The sequence below is a fragment of the Agrobacterium sp. ST15.16.024 genome, assembly GCF_027956545.1.
Classification (GTDB): Bacteria; Pseudomonadota; Alphaproteobacteria; order Rhizobiales; family Rhizobiaceae; genus Agrobacterium; species Agrobacterium cucumeris.
This window is the reverse complement of record NZ_JAQKGO010000001.1, coordinates 296,749-318,922: the sequence shown is the minus strand read 5'-3', so window position 1 is coordinate 318,922 and position 22,174 is coordinate 296,749. Positions and strand designations below refer to the sequence as shown.

The following is a 22,174-nucleotide window of genomic DNA, read 5'->3' as shown; positions in this document are numbered from 1 at the left end:
AAAATCAGTGTTCGTAATAGGCTGAGATGATTTCCCATGCATCGTCAGCCGTTTCGGCGAAATGCAGCAATTCCATATCTTCCGGGGCGATGGTGCCGAAATCCGCCAGGAATTCGAAATTGACCACCGAGCGCCAGAACTTCTCGCCGAACAGGATGAGCGGAATGGGCGCCATGCGCTTGGTCTGGATAAGCGTCAGCGTCTCGAAGAGCTCATCCAGCGTACCGAAACCGCCGGGGAAGATCACCACGGCCTTCGCCCTCATCAGGAAATGCATCTTGCGGATGGCGAAATAGTGGAAATTGAAGCTCAGCTCCGGCGTGACATAGGGGTTCGGCGCCTGTTCATGTGGCAGAACGATGTTGAGACCGATCGACGGGCCGCCCACATCGGCCGCACCACGATTGCCCGCTTCCATGACACCGGGGCCGCCGCCGGTGACCACGACATATTCGAGATGATCGGATTTCGCGGCATAGTCGGTGCACAGCCGGGCAAATTTGCGCGCCTCGTCGTAATAGACGGAGGATTGCTCCAGATTGCGCTTCTGCGTTTCGTTGCGCGCCGCCCAGGCCTCGCCACCGGGTTCGGGAATGCGGGCGCCGCCGAACATGACGACGGTGGATTTGATGCCGCGTTCGGTGAGCGCCATTTCCGTCTTCAGAAGTTCCAGCTGCAGCCTGACGGGACGCAATTCCTCACGGCAGAGGAAATCCATGTCCACATAGGCAAGTCGGTAAGACGGGGAATCCGACTGCGGTGTTTTCGGAACGACCTCGGCCTGCTGCTTGTCCGCAGAGCTGCGCTTCAAGGGGTCCCATACCCCATCCTTACGCCGCAATTTGCCATTTTTCAGTCGTGTCATTTCCATGCCTTTCGTCTGACGCGCCAAATCACCCAAATCACATTGACGCCTTTCCAACACTCCCTTAGATCAAATGGCCAAAGCCTTCCAGCGGCGCGGGACCTGCCGTGACCACGACCACACGCGACTTTAAGGAATTTTCCATGAGCCTTACGGATCTCACCTCCCTCGAAACCATCATCGAAACCGCCTTTGACAACCGCGATGGCGTGAACGTATCGACGAAGGGCGAGGTTCGCGATGCGGTGAACACATCTCTTCAACTTCTCGATAGCGGCAAGGCGCGCGTGGCTGAAAAGCAGGCGGATGGCAACTGGAAGGTGAACCAGTGGCTGAAAAAGGCCGTGCTTCTGTCCTTCCGCCTCAACGACATGGAAATCGTCACCGGCGGACCGGGTGAATCCACCTGGTGGGACAAGGTGCCGTCGAAGTTCGAAAACTGGGGTGAAAACCAGTTCCGTGCCGCCGGTTTCCGCGCCGTGCCGAATGCCGTCGTGCGCCGTTCGGCTTACGTGGCCAAGAACGTCGTGCTGATGCCGTCTTTCGTCAATCTCGGTGCCTATGTCGATGAAGGCACGATGGTCGACACCTGGGCAACCGTCGGTTCCTGCGCGCAGATCGGCAAGAATGTGCACCTCTCCGGCGGCGTTGGCATTGGCGGCGTTCTGGAGCCGCTGCAGGCCGGCCCGACCATCATCGAGGATAACTGCTTCATCGGCGCCCGCTCGGAAGTCGTTGAAGGCTGCATCGTGCGCGAAGGCGCCGTTCTCGGCATGGGCGTCTTCATCGGCAAGTCGACCAAGATCGTCGATCGCGCCACCGGCGAAATCACCTATGGCGAAGTTCCGCCCTATTCCGTCGTCGTTGCCGGCACCATGCCGGGCAAGCCTTTCCCGAACGGCGAGCCGGGCCCAAGCCTCTATTGCGCCGTGATCGTCAAGCGCGTCGATGAAAAGACCCGCTCCAAGACCGGCATCAACGAGCTTCTGCGCGACTGATAAAAGCTGATACCATGACCACGACCGATCCCGTTGCCAATCTCGCCGCCCTCATCCGTTGCCCGTCGGTGACGCCTGCGGAAGGCGGCGCGCTTTCCCTGCTCGACAGCCTGCTTTCGCCGCTTGGCTTTGCGGTTGAAAGGATGATTGCAAGCGAGGCGGGAACGCCTGACGTGGAAAACCTCTATGCCCGGCTCGGCACCGAAGGTCCGCATCTGATGTTTGCGGGCCATACGGATGTCGTTCCCGTGGGTGACGAGGCCGCATGGAGCCATCCCCCCTTCTCGGCAGAGATTGCCGGCGGGGAAATGTACGGCCGCGGTGCGGTGGATATGAAGGGCGGCATTGCCTGTTTCGTCGCGGCCATTGCCCGCCATATCGAAAAACACGGCAAACCGCAGGGCTCCGTTTCTTTCCTGATTACCGGCGACGAGGAAGGCCCGTCAATCAACGGCACCTCCAAGCTGCTGGAATGGGCCGCTGCCAAAGGCGAGACATGGGATGCCTGCGTGGTGGGGGAGCCGACCAATCCCGACCAGCTGGGCGACATGATCAAGATCGGTCGTCGCGGATCGCTTTCCGGCCGGTTAACGGTGCATGGCGTTCAGGGCCATGCCGCCTACCCGCATCTCGCCGACAACCCCATTCGCGGGCTGCTGCAGCTGACCCATGCGCTGATGCACCCGCCTTTCGATCACGGCACGGATAATTTCCAGCCCTCCAATCTGGAAGTCACCACCGTCGATACCGGCAATGCCGCCACAAATGTCATCCCCTCACGGGCGACAGCGGCCTTCAACATTCGTTTCAACGATACCTGGACAGCCGAAAGCCTGCGGGCGGAAATCATCCGCCGTCTGGATGCGGCTGCCACCGAAGGTGAGCTTCGCCCTGACCGCAGCCCGGTCAAATACGAGATCGTCTGGGCGGACCGGCCGGCCCACGTTTTCCTGACGCGCAACAATGCGCTCATCTCGTCGCTGTCAGGCGCTGTCGAGGCCGTTACCGGCAAGGAACCAAAGCTTTCGACCACGGGCGGCACCTCGGATGCCCGCTTCATCAAGGATTATTGCCCGGTGGTGGAATTCGGCCTCGTCGGACAAACGATGCATATGGTCGATGAGCGTGTGGCGGTTGCCGATCTAGAGACGCTGACGTGTATCTACGAAACCTTTATCGAACGCTGGTTTGCCCATGCCGACGGCAAGTGAAATAAGGCTTTATCTGCAGGGCCTGTGGCTGCTGCTGCTCGGCGACCATACCGGTGCGCGTTATCTGGATCTCTCCGAGCGCGGCATGTGGCGCTCCTTCTATTCTGCCCTCTGGTGCCTGCCCGCCATGCTGGTGTCCTGGCTGTGGCTGCGCGCGGCCTTCCTTGCCGGATGCCCACCGGGCACCGAAACCGGGCTGATCTTCTTTTTCCGTCTGGCGATGGTCGAAGCCATCTGCTGGATCGTGCCGCTGCTGCTAATCGGCATGCTGCTGTTCGCCTTCGGCGCACGGGAAAAATTCGCGCCGCTGGTCACCACCATGAACTGGCTGTCGCTGCCGTTTTCCTATGCCTATGCCATTCTGATCCTGATCGCATTCTTCCTGCCGCCCCTGCAGGGGCTGATCGCCATCCTGTGGCTGGCGCTGCTTCTGTCGCTGGTCTTCGCCTTTTCGCGGATCGTGCGGTTCTTCATCCGTGACCAGTCGCTGCTCGTCTCCGCCATCGTCATGACGCTGCTGGTGCCGGGCATGCTTCTGTCGGAGGCGCTGCAGCGTTTTCTTGGCGTCTACCCGGCTTGATAGTCGACACTGACTTCTGGGTCAGTCCGCGTCTTCCACGGTCTCGACTTTTGAATGCACACGCGGCGGAATGACATCAGGATAATCCACCTGCATGAAATAAAGACCGTCCGGCGGGGCGACAGGGCCGCAGGCCTTGCGATCCCGTGCTTCCAGTGCCGCGCGCACATCCTCCGGTGTCATGGCGCCTTCACCGGCCATTTTCAGCGTACCAGCGAAAGAGCGGATCTGGTTATGCAGGAAACTCTGCGCCGTCGCGCGGATTTCGATGAGGTCGCCATTGCGTGTCACATCCAGCCGGTCGAGTGTCCGGATCGGGCTGTTCGCCTGGCAATGAACCGAGCGAAAGGTGGTGAAATCATGCCGGCCGACAAGCATCTGCGCAGCCGCATGCATACGCTCATGGTCCATGTCTTTCGAGACCCACCATGCACGTTTGTGTTCCAGCGCCAGCCGAGCCTTCCGGCAAATGATGCGATAGAGATAATGGCGGCGGGTGGCGGAAAAACGGGCGTCGAAATCTTCCGTTACGGCTGCGACGTCCAGAACCGAGACGGCCTCCTTCGCCATCGCCAGATGGGCGTTCAACGCATTGCGAAGCTTGTAAGGCTCCCAGTCGCGAGAAAGATCGGCATGGGCCACCTGCCCGACGGCATGTACGCCGGAATCGGTACGGCCCGCACCGCGAATGGAAACGGTTTCCCCTGTCAGTGACCGGACGGCAGCCTCCAGCGCGCCTTGAACCGAGGGGCCGTTATCCTGTCTTTGCCAGCCGAAATAGGGTGAACCGTCATATTCGACGGTCATGCGGAAGCGCGGCATCAGCCGAGCCTCGTTGTGACGGGAACGGGGGTGCCACGAACGAAATCGGCGGCCGACATCGGCTTGCCGCCCGCCTTTTGCAGGCGCGTGAGCCGAACGGCATCGCTGCCGCAGGCAATGGTGAGGGCGTCGTCCAGCACGGTGCCCGCTTCTCCCATGCCACTTGCCAGCTCAGAGGCCAGAACCTTCACGCGCTCGGCCTTGCCGCCAATATCCATTTCCAGCCATGCACCGGGAAACGGCGAGAGGCCGCGAATATGGTTATGGACATCCTGTGCAGGGCGGGAGAAATCGATACGGGTCTCCCCCTTATCGATCTTCGACGCGTAAACAACACCCTCTTCGGCCTGTGTGACGAGGGGCAGGTCGTCTGCTTCCAGCCTGTCCATCGCCTGCCGCATCAGCCGCGCGCCTGCGAGCATGAGACTGTCGTGCAACTCGCCGGCTGTCATATTCTCGCCGATCGCGACCTTTGCGGTCAGCGCTACGGGGCCGGTATCGAGCCCCTTTTCCATTTTCATGACCATCATGCCGGTCTCGGCATCGCCGGCCATGATCGCCCGCTGGATGGGAGCCGCACCCCGCCAGCGCGGCAGCAGGGAGGCGTGACCATTATAACAGCCAAGGCGCGTGCCGGTGAGGATCGCTTCAGGCAACAGCAACCCGTAAGCCACGACAACCGCCACATCTGCGTTGAAGTCCAGGAACTGCTGGCGATCTTCCTCGGCCTTGAAGTTCACGGGCGCCAGCACGGGCAGGCCCAGAAGTTCGGCCGCCTGATGCACGGGAGACTTCTGCAGATCGAGGCCACGACGACCGCCGGGACGCGGCGGCTGCGTATAAACGGCAACGACCTCGTGGCCCGCTTCCACCAATGCACGCAAGGTGGGAACGGAAAAATCCGGCGTGCCCATGAAGATGATGCGAAGAGACATCGTCGCCCCCTGCCCTTTGTGCCCTTCCGTCTCCAGACAAGGAGAACGGATCAGACCTTTGCGCGGGCCGCTTTGGTGAATTTCTTGATGACCATGTCGCGTTTCAGCCGCGAAATATGGTCGATGAACAGAACACCGTTCAGGTGATCGATCTCATGCTGCAGGCACGTGGCGAGAAGTCCATCCGCCTCGACGGTCTGCTGCTTGCCGTCACGGCCGACGTAGCGCACCGTCAGCGCCGCTGGGCGCTCGACTTCGGCGTAATAATCGGGAATGGAGAGGCAGCCTTCCTCATAGGTCGAAATATCGTCCGATACCTTGAGGATTTCCGGGTTGATGAAGACGACGGGGGTCTTTTCCTCGCCTTCACGCGCAACGTCAATCACCAGCATGCGGCGCGCCACGCCGACCTGGATGGCGGCAAGGCCAATGCCCGGCGCATCATACATGGTTTCCAGCATGTCGTCGGCAAGGCGCAGCACTTCGGTATCCACCTGTTCGATGGGTTTCGATTGCTGGCGCAGCACGGGATCGGGCAAAATGATAAGCGGTTTGATAGTCATGGCTTCCCATAACGTATCTCTTGCGCGGAGGAAATAAAAAACACCAGCGGTCAAACCGCGCCGGGCTTCCGCTCTGCCGGACTCATTTCCGCCGCAGGAATGTTCTTGTTTTGATCTTACGAATCACAAGAAATCTGCTAGATTTAATCATGAGCATAGATTTATCCGTTCTCCTCGATCCAGCATTGCGGGCCGGTTCCGTCGATATCAGCTTCGGCGCGCTACTCGCGGCTCTGGTTTTCGGTCTGGCGATCACATGGCTGGTTACAACGAACCGCGCGAAAAAAGCGGGAGCGGATGGAGAAATCTCCGACCTTCTGAAAACCCAGTCCGAACTGCACGGCCGGATTGCCGCCATGGCGGAGACGCTTGGCACACGCCAAACCGAGATGAGCCAGACGCTCAACCAGCGTCTCGACGGCATGTCGCAGCGGCTGGGCGAAACGCTGACGGAGCAGACCCGATCAACGCATGAGAATCTGAGCCGTCTTCAGGAGCGCTTGGCGGTCATCGATGCCGCACAGGGCAATATTCAGGATCTGGCCAAGGATGTGGTCGGGCTGCAGGCGATCCTTTCCAACAAGCAGACGCGAGGCGCCTTCGGACAGGCGCGCATGGAGGCGCTGATTGCCGATGCACTTCCCGCAGGTGCTTTCGAGCTTCAGCCCACACTTTCGAACGGTTACCGGCCGGACTGCACCATCAAGATGCCGAATAACGCGCCGCCGCTTGTCATCGACGCCAAGTTTCCGCTGGAAGCCTGGAACGCACTGAAAGCAGATGAGTCGCCGGAAGCGAAGCGCGCCGCCATTCAGCAGTTCCGGCGCGATATGGAAGTGCACATTCGCGACGTGGCCGAGAAATACCTCATCCGCGGCGAGACGCAGGATACGGCCTTCATCTTCGTGCCGTCCGAATCGATCTTCGCTGATATTCACCAGCATTTCGAATATCTTGTGCAGCGCGCCCATCGGGCTCGCGTCGTCATCGTATCGCCGTCCCTTCTGATGCTGTCAGTGCAGGTCATCCAGTCGGTGCTGAAAGATCAGCGCATGCGCGAGCAGGCGCATCTCATTCAAGGCGAAGTGGCGTTGCTGATGGACGATGTGCGGCGCCTGGACGACCGGACGCGCAAGCTGCAGGCCCATTTTGGGCTGGCGCAGAAGGACGTCGACATGATGCTGATTTCCTCCGACAAGGTCTTGGCGCGTGGCCAAAAAATTGAGGGCCTCGATTTTTCGCCGACAGAAAAAGAAGCTGCGCATGGGGAAATCGAGCAGGCCCGCCGCTTTGCGGATAACAGAGCCGGTGCGGCCAAATTACGGGTAGTTGACGACGAGTGATCGTCTCGGGCAAAGTCGCCGTCTCGCTTGAATTTCATACGGACATGCCGCCCATGATTACTATTTTCGGCTCCATCAACATGGATCTCATCGCCACCGCCAAACGCCTTCCAAAACCCGGTGAAACCGTGACAGGAGAGAGCTTCTCCACCGCGGCGGGCGGAAAAGGAGCCAATCAGGCGCTTGCCGCAAAGCGGGCGGGCGCCACGGTCAAAATGGCCGGTGCAGCGGGTGACGATACCTTTGCCGCACCGGCGCTGACATTGTTGCGTGATGCCGGCACCGACCTCTCGCTCGTCAAGACCGCGCCGGGCCCGACCGGCACGGCGATGATCCTCATTGGTGAAGGCGGAGAGAACATGATCTCGGTCATTCCCGCCGCCAATGGCGAGGTGTCGGCATCCGACGCCGCCAAGGTCGTGGCGGAGATGTCGGCGGGCGATATTCTGATGCTGCAGTTCGAAATACCCGCATCCGCCATCGAAGCGGCGCTGACGGCCGCAAAGGCGAAGCGCGTCACCACCGTCATCAATACTGCGCCGCTGACCGCAGACGGACCGCGCCTTGCCGGCCTTGCAGATATCGTCATCGCCAACGAAACCGAGTTCGAATTGCTGATCGGCAAGAACGGGCTTTCCGGTTTGGAGCGGGAAAACGAACTCAAGGCCTTACATGAAAAAACCGGCCAGACATTGATCGTCACACTTGGAGCGGACGGCGTGATCGCCATTCGCAATAGCAAGCTGTACCGGGCCGCCGGCCTGAAGATCGTACCCGTCGATACGGTTGGCGCAGGCGATACGTTCTGCGGTTATCTCGCTGCCAGCCTTGATCAGGGGATGGATTTCGAAAAGGCGCTGAAGCGTGCCGCCGTCGCAGGTTCGCTTGCCTGCACCCGCGCCGGCGCCCAGCCTTCCATTCCGCTTGCCGCAGAAGTGGATGCGAATATCTGAGACTTCAGCCGCTCAGCGACGAATAAAGGTGAGATAGGCCGAGCTGCGGCCTTCTCTTTTCGCCTTGTTCTCATAACGCGTGCCCGGCCAGTTGGCATAGGGCGTGCGCCAGTCGTCAGCGCTCGTCGCCGTCCACTCAAAACCGCCATGGCGAGCGCAATGCTGCAGCGTCCAGTTGACGTAGGTGTCGATATCCGAAGCGAAGCAGAACTTGCCGCCGGGTTTCAGCACCCTGTGGAAGCGGGCAAGATTGACGTCGGACACGAAACGGCGCTTCCAGTGCTTTTTCTTCGGCCACGGATCAGGGTAGAGAAGATCAATGTGATCGATCGATCCTTCCGGCAGCCAGTCCAGCAATTGCGTCGCGTCATCATCGTAAAGGCGGATATTCATCAACTCGCGTTCGCGCACGGTTGCGAGCAGCTTGGCCATGGAATTGACGAAGGGCTCGACGCCGATAAAGCCTGTCTCGGGGTTTTCAACCGCGCGATGGGCAAGATGCTCGCCGCCGCCAAAACCGATCTCCAGACGAACCGATCTCACATCCGCAGGAAAGAGAGCCGCCAGATTTTGCGGCGGTGTGCGCCCCAGATCGATTTTCAGCAAAGGCAGCAGGTTTTCGATCGTGTCGACCTGCTGATTGCGCAAAGGCTTGCCCTTGCGTCTGCCAAAAAACGCTTCCGTTGCGCGCGAACGCCGTTCTTCCGTCATGTCATACTCTCAAGAACAAATAGATTTAACCCGCACAGCGCCAGATGAATGGCACTATGCGGGTTACAAAAAGTTGGTGACGGTATCTCTCAATCGCCGCCAAATAACAAGTGTTAGGCGCTCAAAGCTTCCTTGAGCGGCTTCACCAGGTCAAGCTTCTCCCAGGAGAAGGAGCCGTCACGGCCGGCCTTGCGACCGAAATGGCCGTAAGAGGAGGTCTTGGCGTAGATCGGCTTGTTAAGATCGAGATGACGGCGGATGCCCGAAGGCGACAGGTCCATGACCTTGCGGATCGCACCTTCAACCTGATCTTCGCTGACCTTGCCCGTGCCGTGCAGATCGACATAGATCGACAGCGGCTGGGCGATGCCGATAGCGTAGGAGATCTGGATCGTGCAGCGCTCGGCCAAACCGGCAGCCACAACGTTCTTGGCAAGGTAGCGGGCGGCATAGGCGGCGGAACGGTCGACCTTGGTCGTGTCCTTGCCGGAGAATGCACCGCCACCATGGGGGGCAGCACCGCCATAGGTGTCGACGATGATCTTGCGGCCGGTCAGGCCGGCATCGCCATCAGGACCGCCGATGACGAACTTGCCCGTCGGGTTGATGTACCACTGGCAATCGTCAGCGATCTTCAGGTCGCCCAGAGCTTCGCGGATATAGGGTTCGACAACGGCGCGAACCTTCTTCGAATCCCAGCTTGCATCGAGATGCTGCGTGGACAGAACGATGGATACGGCTTCCGAAGCCTTGCCATCAACGTAACGAACCGTCACCTGGCTCTTGGCATCAGGGCCGAGCTTTGCCGCTTCGCCTTCGCCGCTCTTGCGGGCGGTGGCGAGCAGCTGCAGGATACGGTGCGAATAATAGATCGGGGCCGGCATCAGGTCCGGCGTTTCCTTGCAGGCGTAACCGAACATGATGCCCTGGTCGCCGGCACCTTCGTCACCCTGCTTGTCGGAAGCATTGTCGACGCCCTGCGCGATGTCTGCCGACTGCGGATGCAGGAGAACATCGATCTTGGCGGTCTTCCAGTGGAAACCATCCTGCTCGTAGCCGATGTCGCGGATCGCCTTGCGGGCCGCGGACTTGAACTTGGAAGGATTGATGACCGGATGGCCGGAGGCGTCCTTGACGACCTTGCCGTCCTTGTCCTTCTTCAGCAGGGTATCGGGAACCCGAACCTCACCGGCGATGACGACGCGGTTGGTCGTCGCAAGCGTCTCGCATGCGATGCGCACGGTCCAGGGGTCAACACCCGTCTTGGACGCTTCACGATAAATGAGATCGACGATTTCATCGGAAATACGGTCACAAACCTTGTCCGGATGACCTTCGGCCACGGACTCGCTGGTGAACAGGTAATTGGCACGCATGCGGGATTCCCCTCAAAGAACGGTCTTCGAGTTTGTTAGTCATTTCGGCCGCGAAAAACAAGGACACAACCACATAAATATATCTTTATGTGAGAATTCCTTTCTAATCCGGCACAAAAAAACGGCCCTTGCGGACCGTTGAGTGTCCGGCGCCCTTGCCGGAAATTATGGGCATCAACTGTGGAGACTTACTCCGCGTCTCCTTCGGCGGCGAGCGCCTTGACGAGATCAACGAGACGACGGCGGACCTTGGGATCGGCGATCTTCACAAAAGCGCGGTTCAGCTGCAAACCTTCAGCCGAGGACAGGAAGTCAACCACGTAATTGGAGCTGGAGGCTTCCGCCATGCCGGATGCGCCGCCAACCTGATCACCGGGAGCATCTTCGAAAAAGAAGGACACCGGAACGTTGAGGATCGCGGAAATATTCTGAAGGCGGCTCGCACCGACGCGGTTCGTGCCCTTTTCATATTTCTGGATTTGCTGAAAGGTAATTCCAAGGCTTTCGCCCAGCTTTTCCTGGCTCATGCCGAGCATGGTTCTGCGAAGACGAATTCGGCTTCCGACATGAATGTCGATGGGGTTAGGCTTTTTCTTATTCTCGGTCATCATGCGGTCCTGACACTCGGAAAGGGTTGATATCTCGCTTCATTACTATTCGAATAAATGAGCTGCATTTCGACAGCGTCTAAACTTGTTTTACGACTGACGTATTCACTATGCAATTGCGGGAGTTCCCGGTCAATTCTGACGCCGAGCAAAACTCCAGGCAGGAAATACCGCAACGATTAGCATGATTGAAAAAATCAACCAGAAATACGTCCGATGTGTGTCGTAAGTAAATGCGTCGTTTGACCCACCACTCAAAGTGGCGTCAACAATGCCAACCCGACCGTAATCCAACCCGGCAATAATGCGACCATAGGGGTCGATGACAGCCGAAATTCCGGTATTGGCGCCGCGAATCACCGGCACGCCCGTTTCAACCGCACGGACTCTTGCCTGTAAAAAGTGCTGATAGGGGCCAGGCGTGTCGCCGAACCAGCCGTCATTTGTCACGTTCAGAATTGCTGCCGAACCCGCCAGACCCGGCGTCATCTCACCCGGAAAAATGATCTCGTAACAGATCAGGGGATAAAAAGTCTTGCCGGACGGCAACGTCAGGGGCGTGCGCGACGAGGCGGCCGAAAAACCACCCGGCAGGCTGATGACATTGTCGATGCCGAACTCACGCAGAATGCCTTCGAAGGGGACGTATTCGCCAAAGGGCGTCAGGTGAACCTTGTCGCTTGCGGCGAGGATTTCGCCCTGGCTGTCGATCGCATAGACGGAATTGTAATAACGTGGTGGCCGACCGGCACCCTGATCTTCCATTCTGACAGCGCCGGTGAACAGGATTTGCCCATCCTCCAGCGTTTTTGCGATTTCCGCCAAAGCATCCGGGTTCTGCGTCAGGATGAAGGGCACGGAGGTTTCCGGCCATACGACGATATCAGGGCGCTTTTTCCCTTCGCCGGGCGGTAGCGCCGTCAGCCGCAGATGTTCACCGAAAATCTCCGCACGGTCGGCATTCAGCATTTTGCGGGACTGGTCTATGGACGGCTGTACGATCCTGACCGTCAGTGCGTCCTGCGACGTTTCCACCGGTGTCTGAAGGCGATAGAAGCCATACCCAAAATGGCCGGCCAGCAGCAGGCCCGCCAGAGCGAGGCCCGGCCACATGCCTTTTTTCGTGCCGATCAGGGCCGGCGCGGCGAAAATGAACACGGCAAGCGTGGTGACGCTGAAAAGCCCTAGCAGATGCGCGGACTGCATCATGACCGGAATGGGCATGATGCCGTAGCCGATGGCGTTCCAGGGAAAACCGGTCGCAACAAAACTGCGCAGCCATTCAAACAGGCCGAATGCGGCGGCAAGGGCGGCGATACGGCCGAGACCATCCGACCAGACGATGTTGGCCGCAGCGACTGCAAAACCATAAAACAGCGCAAGAAGAGCCGGAAGGCCGATGATGGCGAGCGGCAGTGCCCAGGCGAATTCGTCTGCCTCCAGCAACAGGGCATTACCCAGCCACCAAAGGCCCGCTACGAAATAGCCGAAGCCGAAACACCAGCCGATGCCGAAAGCGGGCAGGATGCGGCTGAAGACGCCGCCGCCGGGCTTGCCGGTGCAGCCGTCCACCAGCCAGACAAGCAGGGTGAAGGAGAAAAACAGCGCCGCGAAAAAACCGAATGGAGGCAAAGCCAGCGCACCAACCGCGCCTGCGGCAATCGCCATCACTGCTCGGCTTTTGCCACCGGCCAGCATTACCCTGCCTGCAAGACGCTCCATGCCATCTCCGTTTTATGCGCGTCCGGAAAAGACCGCTCCCGGCAAGGCGGCGCCGCGGAATTTTCCCTCAGACCCGGAGTAACGGAAAAAAGATTCGCAGTCCACAGGAGTGGAGGACGCCCTGATGACCGGGCGTGTTTTTCGTCGGCCCACAGAAGCATCAGGAGCGGTCAAATCGATATTGAAGCAGCGAACCGACGGGTATTATCCCGTCGGTTCCTGTTCAGTCGGCATTCTGCTGGTGCGTGATAAGGCGCACATCCGGCGCGGGCAACGCAATCACCTCGTTAGCGCGGGCGTCGCCTGGCGCACGATCATCCTGCCCTTCCGAGCCGTGATTGCGGACAATGCGGACGCCCTTGATGCGCCGTGTATCCGCATCGAGAATCTGGAATTCGAAACCGGGCACGGCCCGGACCACCTCGCCCTTGGCCGGAATACGGCCGAGCGCAAAGAAGATGAGCCCACCGAGCGTATCGATTTCTTCCAGATGTTCGCGGACATCGAATTCCGGCCCGATCGCCTCGGCAAGCTCGGTGAGTTCGGCGCGGGCATCGGCCACAAGCACGTCGGGGGACAGGCGCGAAAACATCGCCTCGTCCTTGTCGTGCTCGTCGTCGATATCACCGACGACCATCTCGACGATATCTTCGTGGCTGACGAGACCGTCGGTGCCACCATATTCATCGATCACGAGAGCGAGCTGGGTTCTCTGGGCCTGCATGGTCTTCAAAAGATCGGAGGCCAGCATCGAAGGCGGCGCGAACAGAATTTTACGCACCAGCCCGGCATCGGCAACCGTCTGCTCCAGATCGACCCGCGCCAGATCGAAATTCGGGCGCGGCGAACGCGGCGCTTTCGCTTCGCCATAAGCGACGCTGCGCGATCCCGCCCGGCGCTTGTTGCGGGCCTGCTTTGCGACGTACGCCAAGAGATCGCGAATGTGGATCATGCCCTTCGGGTCATCCAGCGTTTCGTCATAGACCGGCATGCGCGAGCGCCCGGTTTCCTCAAAGAGGATCAGCGCCTCGCCGATTGTCATGTTCTGGTCGAGACCGTCAATATCGACCCGCGGGATCATGATATCTTCGACCCTAACCTCACGGAAACGCAGGATATTGTTCAACATCGCCCGTTCTTCGGGCGAAAAGGCGGCACCGATTTCGGTGTCATCCATCAGCGCGTCGGTCAAATCCTCGCGCAGGCGCTCGCCTTGAGACGGTCTCAGCAACCGCGCGATGCGCGACCAGATCGTCGATCTCGGCTTTGCGTTGTAGTCTTGACGTAAATGACTACTGCCCTCTTCCGAGGAGGACTGCTCGCCGTTTTCTCTGCCCTCATTGGCAGGTCGTGCAGAATGTTCGTTCATGGCTCCAGACAATATTCAAAGCGGTTCCTGACCCGCGTATGGATCAGATAGGCCAAGCACCGCCAAAATGCGAGTCTCAAGCGACTCCATTTCTTCCGCTTCTTCCTCGTCCATGTGGTCATAACCAAACAAATGCAGGAACCCATGAACGAGCAGATGGGTCAGATGATCCTCGAAACTCTTGTCAAGTTCAAGGGCCTCGCGCTCAACCGTCTCGCGCGCGATGACGATATCGCCCAGCATCGGGCCGGGCATACCGCCCGGTTCCAGCGGAAAAGCGGGGAAAGACAAGACATTGGTCGCCTTGTCCTTGTCGCGCCACTCGGCATTGATTTCCCGAATATTTTCATCGTCGGTAAAGACCAGCGACAGCTCCACCGGCATTTTCGGGAAGGGTTGCTCCTCTTCCCGCTTCAGAAAATCGACCGCCGCGTCCAGCACCTTGGTGGCAAAGGCAGCCAAGTCCTCTTCCGAGGACCAGCCTTCGGCCTCGACGCTGATTTGAATATCCAGAGCTGTCATTGTCTTTACGTCAGCTGCCCTTCACGAGGCTTTCATCCGGCACCGCCGTGTGGGATTCATACGCCCGGACAATGCGCGCCACCATCGGATGACGCACGACGTCGACATCCTTGAAGCGCACGACCGACACGCCCTCCACATCGGTGAGGATCTGCAGGGCCTCGACAAGACCGGATTTCACGCCGCGCGGCAGATCCACCTGGCTCGGGTCGCCGGTCACGATCATGCGGCCGTTTTCACCAAGACGGGTGAGGAACATCTTCATCTGCATCGTCGTGGTGTTCTGGGCTTCGTCCAGAATGACGGCGGCGTTGGCAAGGGTGCGGCCGCGCATGAAGGCGAGTGGGGCGATTTCGATGACGCCTGCCTGAATGGCGCGCTCCACCTTGTCACCCGGCATCATGTCATAAAGCGCGTCATAAAGCGGACGAAGATAGGGATCGACCTTTTCCTTCATGTCGCCCGGCAGGAAGCCCAGCCGTTCGCCCGCCTCGACGGCAGGACGCGACAGGATGATACGGTCAACCGCACCGCGCTCCAGAAGCTGTGCGGCATGCGCCACGGCAAGATAGGTCTTGCCGGTGCCGGCAGGGCCGACGCCGAAAACCAGCTCGGATTGCTCCAGCGCCCGCATATAGACATCCTGCGTCGGCGTGCGGGCAGCGATGGTCTTCTTGCGGGTGGAAATCTGCGCCATGGAAATCTTCGCCTTGCGCTCCATCGTCGGCAAGGTCAGTTGATCGTCCGCGGCCATCGCCATGCGGATCGCGCCTTCCACGTCGGAAACCTCGGCGGTTCCGCCCTTGAGCAGACGTTCGTAGAGGAAATCCAGCGCCCGGCGGGCCTGATTGGTGGCGACGACATCACCGGTGATGGCGACGGAATTGCCGCGCGGGCGCGCATCAATGTTGAGGCGCTGTTCCAGCAATTTCAGGTTCTGATCGAACTGACCGAATAGCTCTCCCGCTATCCTGTTATTCTCGAACGTGAGGACGAAGTGATTGGCGTCGGTCGCGGCTTGGCGTGGCTGGCGCGATGAAGGTGATACCAATTCATGTGCGTTCAAGCGGTCAGGCTCCTGTCCCAATCAGTGTCGGCTCCTCACTCTAACTCTCTGCCACCTCGGCAAACAAGCTGTTTGGACCCGTTGCGGTGATTCGTACATTAACAATGTCACCGATTTTCAAAGTCTTTGCATCAAGATTCACGGATTGCAGCCAGGGGGAGCGACCTATCAACTGTTCAGGCATGCGGCCGGGCTTTTCCAGCAACACATCCATGGTCTTTCCGACCAGCGATTCCGCAAATTCCTTCTGCTGCCGCAGCAACAGCGCCTGCAATCTCTCCAGCCGCTCGGCCTTTACCTCTTCCTCGACCTGATCGTTAAGGTCAGCGCCCGGCGTGCCGGGACGGGTGGAATATTTGAAGGAAAAAGCCTGCGCGTATTTCACCGTCTCGACCATCGCCATCGTGTCTTCGAAATCGCGATCCGTCTCGCCGGGGAAGCCGACAATAAAATCTCCCGACATGGCGATATCAGGGCGGGCGGTGCGGATTTTTTCGATAAGCTGGATATATTCCTCGCCCGTATGGCGACGGTTCATCGCTTTCAGAATGCTATCCGACCCTGATTGTACCGGCAGATGCAGGTAAGGCATCAGGATACGCAGATCGCGATGGGCGCCGATCAGCCGATCGTCCATGTCACGCGGATGGCTGGTGGTGTAGCGAAGCCGGGCAAGACCCGGAATCTCCGCCAGCCGGTAAAGCAGTTCGGCAAGGCCCCATTTATCGCCCTTCGGGCCTTCGCCCTGCCAGGCGTTGACGTTCTGTCCAAGCAGCGTGATCTCCCGCACGCCGGCATCCACCAGTTTCATCGCCTCATCGACGATCTGCCGCACGGGACGGGAGACTTCCGAGCCACGGGTATAGGGTACGACGCAGAAGGTACAGAACTTGTCGCAGCCTTCCTGCACCGTCAGAAACGCGGTGACGCCGCGCGTGCGCAACGTCGCCTTTTCGGCGACCGGCAGATGCTCGAACTTGTCCTCGACCGCATATTCGGTCTCGATGACGCGTTCACCGCCGCGCACCCGCTTCAGGGCATCCGGCAGGCGGTGGTAGGTCTGCGGGCCAATGACGACGTCCACGGCGGGCGCGCGGCGAAGAATTTCCTCGCCTTCGGCCTGCGCCACGCAGCCGGCAACGCCGATCATGAATTCGCGGCCCTGCTCTTCACGCGATTTTTTCATGTCGCGTAGACGGCCAAGCGCCGAGTAGACCTTTTCAGCCGCTTTTTCGCGGATATGACAGGTGTTCAGCAGAACCAGATCCGCCTCGCCCATATCTTCGGTCTGAACATAACCGTCCTTCGCCAGCGCATCACTCATGCGGACGGAATCGTAGACGTTCATCTGACAGCCATAGGTCTTGATAAAGACCTTGCGGCTGTTAGAGCCCTCGCGGGCAATCATGTGTGGGGCGTCAAGGCCAAGCGTTTCCTGGGTCATGGCCGCTATTTAGTGTTTTTCCCGGCCAGATTAAACAAAAAAATCCCGGAAAGAGCGACGACACCGCTATTTCCGCCAGCCGCCGCGCAGGCTGAAGGCCAGCATGGAACGGATGGAAGCAGCGATATCAGTCGCCAGGCGCTTGCGGTTATCCGTGCTGTGAAATGGAACACTCTCGCCGAAGGTCACGTCCACATCAATGGCGCCGGCCTTGATGATGCCAAGCAGATGCGGCACCAGCGTTATGCTGCCCGGCCAGGCGGCAATAACCCGATGATAACGGCCCATGGCCATGCCATGTACCCGCGTATAGGCAATCGCAACCGGCTGCACATAAACCAGCTTGCCCGGCACCTGTTCAGCGGCGGTGGAGGCGGCACCGAACAGCGAGGATTTCACCGCCAGCATTCTGTTCCCATCCGAAGTGGTGCCTTCCGGAAACAACACGACAATCTCGCCGTCGGCCATGCGGGCAGCGATCTCGCCGACCTGTGCGCCGGTGCTGCGCTTCTGCTCGCGCTGGACGAAGATGCTTTTCTGCAGGCGGGCGAGCCAGCCGAAAACCGGCCAGTCCCGCACTTCCGTCTTGGCAATGAACACAACGTCGGCAATGCTGCCGAGAACGAGGATGTCCTTCCACGAGGCGTGGTTGACCGCAAGCATCAGCGGTTTTGCCCGCTCCACCTCTCCGTGAACATGCACACGAATGCCGAGAACATGACAGGCAATGCGATGCCATAGGCGGGGAATACGGCGACGCAGCCGCCAGTCGAAGGCAAGGCCCAGCAGTTGCAGCGGCAGCAGGATCAGCGTGACGATCAGGAGAACGATCGCGATATAGGCTGTGCGCAGCCACATCATGAGTGAAACGCCCGTTTGTTCACCGGCGTCTCAGCGTTCGTCGGGCTTCAACGGCACGCCGTAGAGTTCCAGCCGGTGATCCACCAGCTTGAAGCCGTGCTCGCGAGCGATCTTTTCCTGCAGCGCTTCGATTTCCGGCGAATGAAACTCGATGACCACGCTGTTCTTCAGATCGATCAGATGATCGTGGTGCTCTTCGGGCACGGTCTCATAACGCGAACGGCCATCGCGAAAATCGTGCCGTTCGATGATACCGGCATCTTCGAACAGCTTCACCGTTCTGTAGACGGTGGAAATCGAGATGCGCGGATCCACGGCGGAGGAACGGCGGTACAATTCCTCGACATCCGGATGGTCGGCCGATTCCTGCAGGACACGGGCAATGACGCGGCGCTGGTCCGTCATCCGCATGCCGCGCTCGGCACAAAGCTCCTCCAGCGTTTTCGAAAGGTCTATCACGTCTTCTGGCCTTTTGAGTATTCCGGTTGAATTTTGCGGCTCTCGCCGAAAAAATGCCTGTCGCAGGGAACTAGCGAAGATCGCGGCGCATGACAAGCGCCGTCGACTTGGTTCCATCCCTGGAGGTATAATAGGCCTTGCGCTCCGCAACCGTCTTGAAGCCGAGCTTTTTATAAAGCCCGAGAGCGGAGGTGTTGCCGTTGTCCACCTCGAGAAACATGGTTTCAGCGCCGCGCATCATCGCTTCACGTACCGCCGACTGCATCAGGCGCCAGCCGAGACCGGTGCGTCCGAACTTGTCGGAAACCGCAACGGTCAGGATTTCCGCCTCGCCCGCCACTTCCCGCGCCAGCACAAAACCGCCGAGAGGCTTGCTGAAGAACGCGTTGGTCTGGCGGGCGACGGCGCCAAAAACCGAACCTTGCGTCAACAGCCCGGAAAATTCACCGTCATTCCACGGGCGCGGAAAACGCAGCGCATGCAGTTCCGCCACCGCGGCGCAATCCTCATGCTGCATCGGCACGATCTCGAAATAGGGTTTCCAGCTCAGATATTCGTCAAACATAATAGGAATCTGGCATCACAAGAATCGGGCATTACAGGAATCATTCACGGGCAATGCCCTATCAGGCAACGTCCTGGCGTGCCAGCGCAAAACCGGTTTGCGGACGGGCATCCGGACCGCGCAGATAAAGCGGCGCCGGTTTCGGCTGACCCGCCGGCTTGCGCGCCGCCGAGCGCGCAACCGAAGCAATCGGGAAATGGTCCGGCCCCGAGCCGATTTCCTCTCCTGCAAACAGCGGCGCGGCCGAACCAATCACGGCACCATCGAAACCGGAAACAACGCCCCTGGCGTCATCCAGAGACAGAAGCTTCGCCTCAGCGAGCGGCGATCCTTCCGCCGCGAAAGTCTGGAGATAGGCTTCGCCACGTTTGGCATCCAGCCCGACGGCCACGGGCCGGCCGGGGGTTGTCAGCAGATGATGCAGGGCAAGCGTTTCAAGCGTGGTGATGCCAACGGCCTCGACGCCAAGCGACAGGGCAAAGCCGCGCGCAGCGGCAACACCGACACGAATGCCAGTGAAGGAGCCCGGACCGATGGTCACGGCAATACGCTCAACCTTCTGCAGCGGGAGTTGCGCCTGCTGCAGGGCGCCATCGATGACGGCCATCAGCCTTTCGGCATGGCCCTTGCCGATCATTTCGCACACCTCGCCGAGCACCCTGTCGGAGGTGCTGTCATAAACGCAGGCGGAACAATCCACACCTGAGGTGTCGAGTGCGAGAACAATCATGTCGGGACCTGGCTTACGATGTCATACCGCTTCGACTTCGCGCACTTCCGGCACAAAATGGCGAAGCAGGTTCTGAACGCCGTGCTTCAGCGTGGCCGTGGAGGACGGGCAACCCGAGCAGGCGCCCTTCATGTTCAGGAACACGGTGCCATCACGGAAACCGCGGAAAGTGATGTCGCCGCCATCCTGCGCCACGGCGGGGCGCACGCGGGTTTCCAGCAGTTCCTTGATCGTGGCGACGATTGTCTCGTCACCCTCTTCGAAAAACTCGTCCTCTTCGTCCGAAACTTCCGCCGCAATCGCCGTACCCATGATCGGGCGACCGGACATGAAGTGTTCCATGATCGAACCGAGAATGGCGGGCTTCAGGTGCTGCCATTCCGCATCGTCTTTGGTGACGGTTATGAAATCGAAGCCGAAATAAACGCCGGTGACGCCGGGAATCGTAAAGAGACGCTCCGCCAGCGGAGAGGCCTGCGCCTGCGAAGGATTGAGAAACTCAGCTGTCCCGCTTTCCAGCACCACCTTGCCGGGCAAAAACTTCAGCGTGGCGGGGTTGGGCGTGGCTTCCGTCTGAATGAACATCATCGTCTCCTTCGAGGTCGCGGTTCACGCCTCGTAATTTAGAATTCTTCCAAAATACGCCCGGCGAAGCTTCACTTCAAGCCCTGACATGATAATTACATTCAAGAAATCGTCAGCCCCTAAATCTTGTCCGAAACCCGGATCAGCATAGTGCGTCGATTTCCTCATCCGTGAGCGTATCCGGCAGGACAGTGACGGGAATGGGGAAGGCTGCCCCTCGCCCGGCGATGGAAGAAACGAGCGGCCCCGGCCCTTCCTTTGTCGAACCCGCCGCCAGCACGAGAATGGCGATATCGCGGTCTTCCTCGATCAGCCCGTGGATCTGCTCGGTGGCGCTGCCTTCGCGGATCACCGCTTCAGGCTCGATGCCGATTGTCTCACGCACCTTCTGGGCAATCTTGGCAAGCGTGGCTTCCGCCTCCTCGCGGGCCTCGGCCCGCATGATCTGCTCGACACCCAGCCATTGCTGGAAATCGCCTTCCGGGATCATGTAGAGCAGCACCAGCCCGCCATTGGAATTCTTGGCGCGACGACCGGCATAATGCACGGCCCTTTCGCATTCCGGTGTGTCGTCGATAACAGCGAGAAATTTGCGACGATGCCCTTCCAGACGCGACAGCCGTGTTGAAACCATTCCGCACTCCCTTAGGTCCGCCGTGATCCGAGAACCGCCCGACGGTTCGGGCGGAGATTATATCAAATCACGGCAGGCGCAAACCGCCCGCCGCATCAGCGCGGCAGCGACTTCTCAGCGCAGGAAGCCGATGATGTCGCGCACCTCGTTCATCGTCTTTTCGGCAATAGTACGCGCCCGCTCACCGCCCTCTTTGAGGATGGCGTCGATATGGGTCGGGTCATCGAGAAGGCGGCGCATCTCGTTGTTGACCGGCGCGAGCACGTTGACGGCAAGTTCGACAAGTGCCGGCTTGAAGGCCGAGAATTGCTGTCCACCGAATTCGGCAAGAACATCCGCCTTCGTCTTGTCGGAGAGCGCGGCATAGATACCGACGAGGTTTTCCGCCTCGGGGCGGCCCTTCAGGCCTTCCACTTCGCTCGGCAGCGCGTCAGGATCGGTCTTTGCCTTCTTGATCTTCTTCGAGATCGCGTCGACGTCGTCCATCAGGTTGATGCGCGACAGGTCGGACGGGTCGGACTTCGACATCTTTTTGGTGCCGTCCTTCAGAGACATGACACGCGGCGCCGGGCCACCGATCAGCGGCTCCACCATCGGGAAATAGGCGTGCACCGGCTCGTCGCCCACCTTGATATCGAGGCCGAGACCGGCATTGCGGATATGGTCGCCGAAATCGATGTTGAATTTCTGGGCGATATCGCGAGCCAGTTCCAGATGCTGCTTCTGGTCGTCACCAACAGGAACGTGAGTGGCGCGGTAGACGAGAATGTCGGCGGCCATCAGGCTCGGATAGGCAAGCAGACCGAGCGAAACCTGTTCGGCATTCTTGCCGGACTTGTCCTTGAACTGCGTCATGCGCTCCATCCAGCCGATGCGCGCCACGCAGTTGAACACCCATGCCAGTTCCGCATGCTGCGGCACGGCCGACTGGTTGAAGACGATGTGCTTTACGGGGTCGATGCCCGAGGCGATGAACGCGGCCGCAATCGAGCGGGTCTGCGCCTTCAGATCGGAATGAACGAGCTGGGCAGTGATGGCGTGCATGTCGACGACGCAATAGATGCAGTCGTTATCTTCCTGCAAAGCCACGAACTTGCGGATAGCGCCGAGATAATTGCCGAGATGCAGATTGCCGGTCGGCTGGACGCCCGAGAAAACCAGCGGCTTGAATACGTTCATTGTCGTCCTCGAAAAGGCTTGTGGAGGGCCCCGCCCCGTGATTTGAATTGCACGCGCTTATGCACCCGCAGCC

The 22,174-nt window shown here is 59.5% G+C and carries 24 protein-coding genes; 5 read left to right on the top strand and 19 right to left on the bottom strand.

What is annotated here, in order from left to right; all coding sequences use genetic code 11:
* Positions 1-4: 4 nt before the first annotated feature.
* Positions 5-871, bottom strand: a complete 867-nt coding sequence (locus PL640_RS01575) for an LOG family protein (protein ID WP_371338184.1) — start codon at positions 869-871, stop codon at positions 5-7.
* A 137-nt stretch (positions 872-1,008) separates the two neighbouring features.
* Between PL640_RS01575 and dapD the strand changes: the two genes are divergently transcribed.
* Genes dapD through PL640_RS01560 form a run of 3 tightly spaced genes read left to right on the top strand, consistent with a single transcriptional unit; the run spans position 1,009 to position 3,654 of the window.
* On the top strand, positions 1,009-1,863 hold the full coding sequence (gene dapD, locus PL640_RS01570) for a 2,3,4,5-tetrahydropyridine-2,6-dicarboxylate N-succinyltransferase (RefSeq protein ID WP_046799357.1): 855 nt from the start codon (positions 1,009-1,011) through the stop codon (positions 1,861-1,863).
* Between the two features lie 14 nt (positions 1,864-1,877).
* A complete protein-coding gene (dapE, locus tag PL640_RS01565) occupies positions 1,878-3,074 on the top strand; it encodes a succinyl-diaminopimelate desuccinylase (RefSeq protein ID WP_271360615.1) in 1,197 nt (398 codons plus the stop codon).
* Entirely contained in the window at positions 3,058-3,654 is a 597-nt protein-coding gene (locus PL640_RS01560) for a hypothetical protein (RefSeq protein WP_271360614.1), read from the top strand. The genes dapE and PL640_RS01560 overlap by 17 nt, the downstream gene beginning before the upstream one ends.
* A 21-nt stretch (positions 3,655-3,675) precedes the next feature.
* Here PL640_RS01560 and truA read toward each other — a convergent pair whose 3' ends face one another.
* Genes truA through def form a run of 3 tightly spaced genes read right to left on the bottom strand, consistent with a single transcriptional unit; the run spans position 3,676 to position 5,974 of the window.
* Positions 3,676-4,476, bottom strand: coding sequence for a tRNA pseudouridine(38-40) synthase TruA (gene truA, locus PL640_RS01555; protein ID WP_271360613.1), 801 nt, complete (start codon positions 4,474-4,476; stop codon positions 3,676-3,678).
* Positions 4,476-5,411, bottom strand: coding sequence for a methionyl-tRNA formyltransferase (fmt, locus tag PL640_RS01550; protein ID WP_271360612.1), 936 nt, complete (start codon positions 5,409-5,411; stop codon positions 4,476-4,478). Before fmt ends, truA begins: the two co-directional genes overlap by 1 nt.
* A 50-nt stretch (positions 5,412-5,461) precedes the next feature.
* On the bottom strand, positions 5,462-5,974 hold the full coding sequence (gene def, locus PL640_RS01545; protein ID WP_271360611.1) for a peptide deformylase: 513 nt from the start codon (positions 5,972-5,974) through the stop codon (positions 5,462-5,464).
* Positions 5,975-6,123: 149 nt separating this feature from the next.
* On the opposite strand from def, the gene PL640_RS01540 reads away from it, so the two are divergent.
* The gene (locus tag PL640_RS01540; RefSeq protein ID WP_271360610.1) at positions 6,124-7,317 is read left to right on the top strand and encodes a DNA recombination protein RmuC; all 1,194 of its coding nucleotides are present in this window, start codon (positions 6,124-6,126) and stop codon (positions 7,315-7,317) included.
* A gap of 53 nt (positions 7,318-7,370) precedes the next feature.
* Positions 7,371-8,270, top strand: a complete 900-nt coding sequence (locus PL640_RS01535) for a ribokinase (RefSeq protein ID WP_271360609.1) — start codon at positions 7,371-7,373, stop codon at positions 8,268-8,270.
* Between the two features lie 12 nt (positions 8,271-8,282).
* On the opposite strand, the gene trmB is transcribed toward PL640_RS01535, so the two are convergent.
* The 15 genes from trmB to trpS all read right to left on the bottom strand — a co-directional run bounded on the left by trmB (position 8,283) and on the right by trpS (position 22,101).
* Positions 8,283-8,981: a tRNA (guanosine(46)-N7)-methyltransferase TrmB gene (gene trmB, locus PL640_RS01530; protein ID WP_271360608.1), complete on the bottom strand. Its 699-nt coding sequence runs from the start codon at positions 8,979-8,981 to the stop codon at positions 8,283-8,285.
* A gap of 113 nt (positions 8,982-9,094) precedes the next feature.
* Positions 9,095-10,357, bottom strand: coding sequence for a methionine adenosyltransferase (gene metK / locus PL640_RS01525; RefSeq protein ID WP_142840930.1), 1,263 nt, complete (start codon positions 10,355-10,357; stop codon positions 9,095-9,097).
* Positions 10,358-10,545: 188 nt separating this feature from the next.
* Positions 10,546-10,965 carry a helix-turn-helix domain-containing protein gene (locus PL640_RS01520; protein ID WP_052820310.1) on the bottom strand — a complete coding sequence of 140 codons (420 nt, stop codon included), beginning with the start codon at positions 10,963-10,965 and terminating at the stop codon, positions 10,546-10,548.
* 132 nt (positions 10,966-11,097) lie between these two features.
* A complete protein-coding gene (gene lnt / locus PL640_RS01515) occupies positions 11,098-12,687 on the bottom strand; it encodes an apolipoprotein N-acyltransferase (RefSeq protein WP_271360607.1) in 1,590 nt (529 codons plus the stop codon).
* 223 nt (positions 12,688-12,910) lie between these two features.
* A complete protein-coding gene (locus tag PL640_RS01510) occupies positions 12,911-14,056 on the bottom strand; it encodes a hemolysin family protein (RefSeq protein ID WP_271360606.1) in 1,146 nt (381 codons plus the stop codon).
* A gap of 15 nt (positions 14,057-14,071) precedes the next feature.
* Entirely contained in the window at positions 14,072-14,578 is a 507-nt protein-coding gene (gene ybeY / locus PL640_RS01505) for an rRNA maturation RNase YbeY (protein WP_035219195.1), read from the bottom strand.
* A gap of 10 nt (positions 14,579-14,588) precedes the next feature.
* The gene (locus PL640_RS01500; RefSeq protein WP_035241524.1) at positions 14,589-15,644 is read right to left on the bottom strand and encodes a PhoH family protein; all 1,056 of its coding nucleotides are present in this window, start codon (positions 15,642-15,644) and stop codon (positions 14,589-14,591) included.
* 40 nt (positions 15,645-15,684) lie between these two features.
* Positions 15,685-17,088, bottom strand: coding sequence for a tRNA (N6-isopentenyl adenosine(37)-C2)-methylthiotransferase MiaB (gene miaB, locus PL640_RS01495; RefSeq protein WP_161991303.1), 1,404 nt, complete (start codon positions 17,086-17,088; stop codon positions 15,685-15,687).
* 66 nt (positions 17,089-17,154) lie between these two features.
* Positions 17,155-17,949: a lysophospholipid acyltransferase family protein gene (locus PL640_RS01490; protein ID WP_271360605.1), complete on the bottom strand. Its 795-nt coding sequence runs from the start codon at positions 17,947-17,949 to the stop codon at positions 17,155-17,157.
* Positions 17,950-17,979: 30 nt separating this feature from the next.
* Positions 17,980-18,408, bottom strand: coding sequence for a Fur family transcriptional regulator (locus PL640_RS01485; RefSeq protein ID WP_046799341.1), 429 nt, complete (start codon positions 18,406-18,408; stop codon positions 17,980-17,982).
* A gap of 70 nt (positions 18,409-18,478) precedes the next feature.
* Entirely contained in the window at positions 18,479-18,973 is a 495-nt protein-coding gene (locus PL640_RS01480; protein WP_142840924.1) for a GNAT family N-acetyltransferase, read from the bottom strand.
* A 61-nt stretch (positions 18,974-19,034) separates the two neighbouring features.
* The gene (gene tsaB / locus PL640_RS01475) at positions 19,035-19,703 is read right to left on the bottom strand and encodes a tRNA (adenosine(37)-N6)-threonylcarbamoyltransferase complex dimerization subunit type 1 TsaB (RefSeq protein WP_271360604.1); all 669 of its coding nucleotides are present in this window, start codon (positions 19,701-19,703) and stop codon (positions 19,035-19,037) included.
* A gap of 21 nt (positions 19,704-19,724) precedes the next feature.
* A complete protein-coding gene (locus tag PL640_RS01470; RefSeq protein ID WP_052820288.1) occupies positions 19,725-20,288 on the bottom strand; it encodes a NifU family protein in 564 nt (187 codons plus the stop codon).
* A gap of 142 nt (positions 20,289-20,430) precedes the next feature.
* Positions 20,431-20,922, bottom strand: coding sequence for a universal stress protein (locus tag PL640_RS01465; RefSeq protein WP_046799337.1), 492 nt, complete (start codon positions 20,920-20,922; stop codon positions 20,431-20,433).
* 114 nt (positions 20,923-21,036) lie between these two features.
* Positions 21,037-22,101, bottom strand: coding sequence for a tryptophan--tRNA ligase (trpS, locus tag PL640_RS01460; protein ID WP_142840921.1), 1,065 nt, complete (start codon positions 22,099-22,101; stop codon positions 21,037-21,039).
* Positions 22,102-22,174: the final 73 nt, after the last annotated feature.

Coding starts and splice junctions, on each gene's coding strand:
- PL640_RS01535 (WP_271360609.1), top strand. CDS start 7,371: ATGATTACTATTTTCGGCTCCATCAACATGGATCTCATCGCCACCGCC.
- fmt (WP_271360612.1), bottom strand. CDS start 5,411: ATGTCTCTTCGCATCATCTTCATGGGCACGCCGGATTTTTCCGTTCCC.
- PL640_RS01490 (WP_271360605.1), bottom strand. CDS start 17,949: ATGATGTGGCTGCGCACAGCCTATATCGCGATCGTTCTCCTGATCGTC.
- trpS (WP_142840921.1), bottom strand. CDS start 22,101: ATGAACGTATTCAAGCCGCTGGTTTTCTCGGGCGTCCAGCCGACCGGC.
- dapE (WP_271360615.1), top strand. CDS start 1,878: ATGACCACGACCGATCCCGTTGCCAATCTCGCCGCCCTCATCCGTTGC.
- miaB (WP_161991303.1), bottom strand. CDS start 17,088: ATGACCCAGGAAACGCTTGGCCTTGACGCCCCACACATGATTGCCCGC.
- PL640_RS01575 (WP_371338184.1), bottom strand. CDS start 871: ATGGAAATGACACGACTGAAAAATGGCAAATTGCGGCGTAAGGATGGG.
- PL640_RS01560 (WP_271360614.1), top strand. CDS start 3,058: ATGCCGACGGCAAGTGAAATAAGGCTTTATCTGCAGGGCCTGTGGCTG.
- PL640_RS01480 (WP_142840924.1), bottom strand. CDS start 18,973: ATGTTTGACGAATATCTGAGCTGGAAACCCTATTTCGAGATCGTGCCG.
- PL640_RS01540 (WP_271360610.1), top strand. CDS start 6,124: ATGAGCATAGATTTATCCGTTCTCCTCGATCCAGCATTGCGGGCCGGT.
- PL640_RS01520 (WP_052820310.1), bottom strand. CDS start 10,965: ATGACCGAGAATAAGAAAAAGCCTAACCCCATCGACATTCATGTCGGA.
- metK (WP_142840930.1), bottom strand. CDS start 10,357: ATGCGTGCCAATTACCTGTTCACCAGCGAGTCCGTGGCCGAAGGTCAT.
- def (WP_271360611.1), bottom strand. CDS start 5,974: ATGACTATCAAACCGCTTATCATTTTGCCCGATCCCGTGCTGCGCCAG.
- lnt (WP_271360607.1), bottom strand. CDS start 12,687: ATGGAGCGTCTTGCAGGCAGGGTAATGCTGGCCGGTGGCAAAAGCCGA.
- PL640_RS01510 (WP_271360606.1), bottom strand. CDS start 14,056: ATGAACGAACATTCTGCACGACCTGCCAATGAGGGCAGAGAAAACGGC.
- ybeY (WP_035219195.1), bottom strand. CDS start 14,578: ATGACAGCTCTGGATATTCAAATCAGCGTCGAGGCCGAAGGCTGGTCC.
- truA (WP_271360613.1), bottom strand. CDS start 4,476: ATGCCGCGCTTCCGCATGACCGTCGAATATGACGGTTCACCCTATTTC.
- PL640_RS01470 (WP_052820288.1), bottom strand. CDS start 20,288: ATGTTCATTCAGACGGAAGCCACGCCCAACCCCGCCACGCTGAAGTTT.
- tsaB (WP_271360604.1), bottom strand. CDS start 19,703: ATGATTGTTCTCGCACTCGACACCTCAGGTGTGGATTGTTCCGCCTGC.
- trmB (WP_271360608.1), bottom strand. CDS start 8,981: ATGACGGAAGAACGGCGTTCGCGCGCAACGGAAGCGTTTTTTGGCAGA.
- PL640_RS01465 (WP_046799337.1), bottom strand. CDS start 20,922: ATGGTTTCAACACGGCTGTCGCGTCTGGAAGGGCATCGTCGCAAATTT.
- dapD (WP_046799357.1), top strand. CDS start 1,009: ATGAGCCTTACGGATCTCACCTCCCTCGAAACCATCATCGAAACCGCC.